Origin of the sequence: Sulfitobacter sp. 15WGC, assembly GCF_005068605.1 — a bacterium.
Taxonomy (GTDB): Bacteria; Pseudomonadota; Alphaproteobacteria; order Rhodobacterales; family Rhodobacteraceae; genus Sulfitobacter; species Sulfitobacter faviae.
This window is the reverse complement of sequence record NZ_SZNL01000045.1, coordinates 1364-3892: the sequence shown is the minus strand read 5'-3', so window position 1 is coordinate 3892 and position 2529 is coordinate 1364. Positions and strand designations below refer to the sequence as shown.

The following is a 2529-nucleotide window of genomic DNA, read 5'->3' as shown; positions in this document are numbered from 1 at the left end:
CGTGGGAACGTGCCCTTCTCTGCGGAATAGCCACTGGAAACGGTGAGTAATACCGCATACGCCCTTCGGGGGAAAGATTTATCGGAGAAGGATCGGCCCGCGTTAGATTAGATAGTTGGTGGGGTAACGGCCTACCAAGTCTACGATCTATAGCTGGTTTTAGAGGATGATCAGCAACACTGGGACTGAGACACGGCCCAGACTCCTACGGGAGGCAGCAGTGGGGAATCTTAGACAATGGGCGCAAGCCTGATCTAGCCATGCCGCGTGTGTGATGAAGGTCTTAGGATCGTAAAGCACTTTCGCCAGGGATGATAATGACAGTACCTGGTAAAGAAACCCCGGCTAACTCCGTGCCAGCAGCCGCGGTAATACGGAGGGGGTTAGCGTTGTTCGGAATTACTGGGCGTAAAGCGCGCGTAGGCGGATTGGAAAGTTGGGGGTGAAATCCCGGGGCTCAACCCCGGAACTGCCTCCAAAACTATCAGTCTAGAGTTCGAGAGAGGTGAGTGGAATTCCAAGTGTAGAGGTGAAATTCGTAGATATTTGGAGGAACACCAGTGGCGAAGGCGGCTCACTGGCTCGATACTGACGCTGAGGTGCGAAAGTGTGGGGAGCAAACAGGATTAGATACCCTGGTAGTCCACACCGTAAACGATGAATGCCAGTCGTCGGGCAGTATACTGTTCGGTGACACACCTAACGGATTAAGCATTCCGCCTGGGGAGTACGGTCGCAAGATTAAAACTCAAAGGAATTGACGGGGGCCCGCACAAGCGGTGGAGCATGTGGTTTAATTCGAAGCAACGCGCAGAACCTTACCAACCCTTGACATCCTGTGCCACTCCGAGAGATCGGACGTTCCCTTCGGGGACGCAGTGACAGGTGCTGCATGGCTGTCGTCAGCTCGTGTCGTGAGATGTTCGGTTAAGTCCGGCAACGAGCGCAACCCACATCCTTAGTTGCCAGCAGTTCGGCTGGGCACTCTAAGGAAACTGCCCGTGATAAGCGGGAGGAAGGTGTGGATGACGTCAAGTCCTCATGGCCCTTACGGGTTGGGCTACACACGTGCTACAATGGCAGTGACAATGGGTTAATCCCCAAAAGCTGTCTCAGTTCGGATTGGGGTCTGCAACTCGACCCCATGAAGTCGGAATCGCTAGTAATCGTGGAACAGCATGCCACGGTGAATACGTTCCCGGGCCTTGTACACACCGCCCGTCACACCATGGGAGTTGGTTCTACCCGACGGCCGTGCGCTAACCTTTTGGGGGCAGCGGACCACGGTAGGATCAGCGACTGGGGTGAAGTCGTAACAAGGTAGCCGTAGGGGAACCTGCGGCTGGATCACCTCCTTTCTAAGGATGTTCCTAGCCAGTTGAGCCTCGCTCAACTCGTGGAACACTTAGCAGATCGGCAAACAAAGCCGGTCAATATATAGAACCGAGCCGTCCTCATATCTCTTCAGAAATAGGTCCTGCGCTGAACGCGTGGGTCTCAATAGTTTGGGGCCTTAGCTCAGCTGGGAGAGCGCCTGATTTGCATTCAGGAGGTCAGGAGTTCGATCCTCCTAGGCTCCACCAAGCCTTTTGCAAAGCAAAAGGCGTCGCCCTGGTTGCCCGTCCAACGGACGTGCGAGAAGGGCAGCAATCAGCCCATCGAGACCAGCTTAACCACGCTGGCCCTCCCGGGACATTCCTTCGGAATGCCCTGACGGGCGACGCCGATTTGCCTTCGGCAAATCAGCTGGGTCGGTAGCTCAGGTGGTTAGAGCGCACGCCTGATAAGCGTGAGGTCGGAGGTTCAAGTCCTCCTCGACCCACCACCCCTTCTAGGGTGGTATATAGAACATACCTTCAAGCACATGCTCATGTGTTTGAACGTCTGTTCCCGGATGAAGCAAGCTTCATTCAATCCAGACGGTAGCGTGACATCCTTCGGATGCACGTGATTGACATCGTAAAGAGAGATACTAACAACATGTTTGATCGCCCCGCGTGAGGGGATGATCTCAGTTGCTGCCCTTCGGGGCCGGTGTTTGACGGACTGTTTCCTCGGTCCTTCAGGCATATCGCGGCTGAAACGAATATGTTGTCCAAGTCAAGTACACTAACCAGAGCGGTGACGCTGCCTCCTGCACGGACGGCAGCTATCTGCATCGCTCATTGTCCAGACGACAGTCTGGGCGGGTAAAGTATGCTTTTGATGCAGAATAAGAGGGTCAGTTTCTTACCAGCTTCTGATCTTCGCGCGAGGCGCTAAGTCTTGCTTTTTCTGGATCAAATCAAGCGCGAAAAGGGCGTTTGGTGAATGCCTTGGCAGTAAGAGGCGATGAAAGACGTGATACTCTGCGATAAGCCATGGGGAGCTGAGAATAAGCTTTGATCCATGGATTTCTGAATGGGGCAACCCACCTGATTATACTCTGTTATTGCTTCGCAATGTCCGCTCCGTGCCGACCTTTGGTCGGTACATTTTGATCTTCGATCAAAACACTGGGTGGTCGCCAGCGAAGTGATTATCAGGGTG

At 53.9% G+C, this 2529-nt stretch carries 2 tRNA genes and 2 rRNA genes (1 of these 4 running past the window's edge); all 4 read left to right on the top strand.

From position 1 onward, the window contains the following. Positions 1-1358, top strand: a 16S ribosomal RNA gene (locus tag FCK22_RS17780); the annotation flags it as partial. Positions 1359-1507: 149 nt separating this feature from the next. After that, a tRNA-Ala gene (locus FCK22_RS17775) sits at positions 1508-1583 on the top strand. Between the two features lie 165 nt (positions 1584-1748). Further along, a tRNA-Ile gene (locus FCK22_RS17770) sits at positions 1749-1825 on the top strand. A gap of 457 nt (positions 1826-2282) precedes the next feature. Next, a 23S ribosomal RNA gene (locus FCK22_RS17765) occupies positions 2283-2529 on the top strand; its annotated part runs 1363 nt beyond the window's last position; the annotation flags it as partial.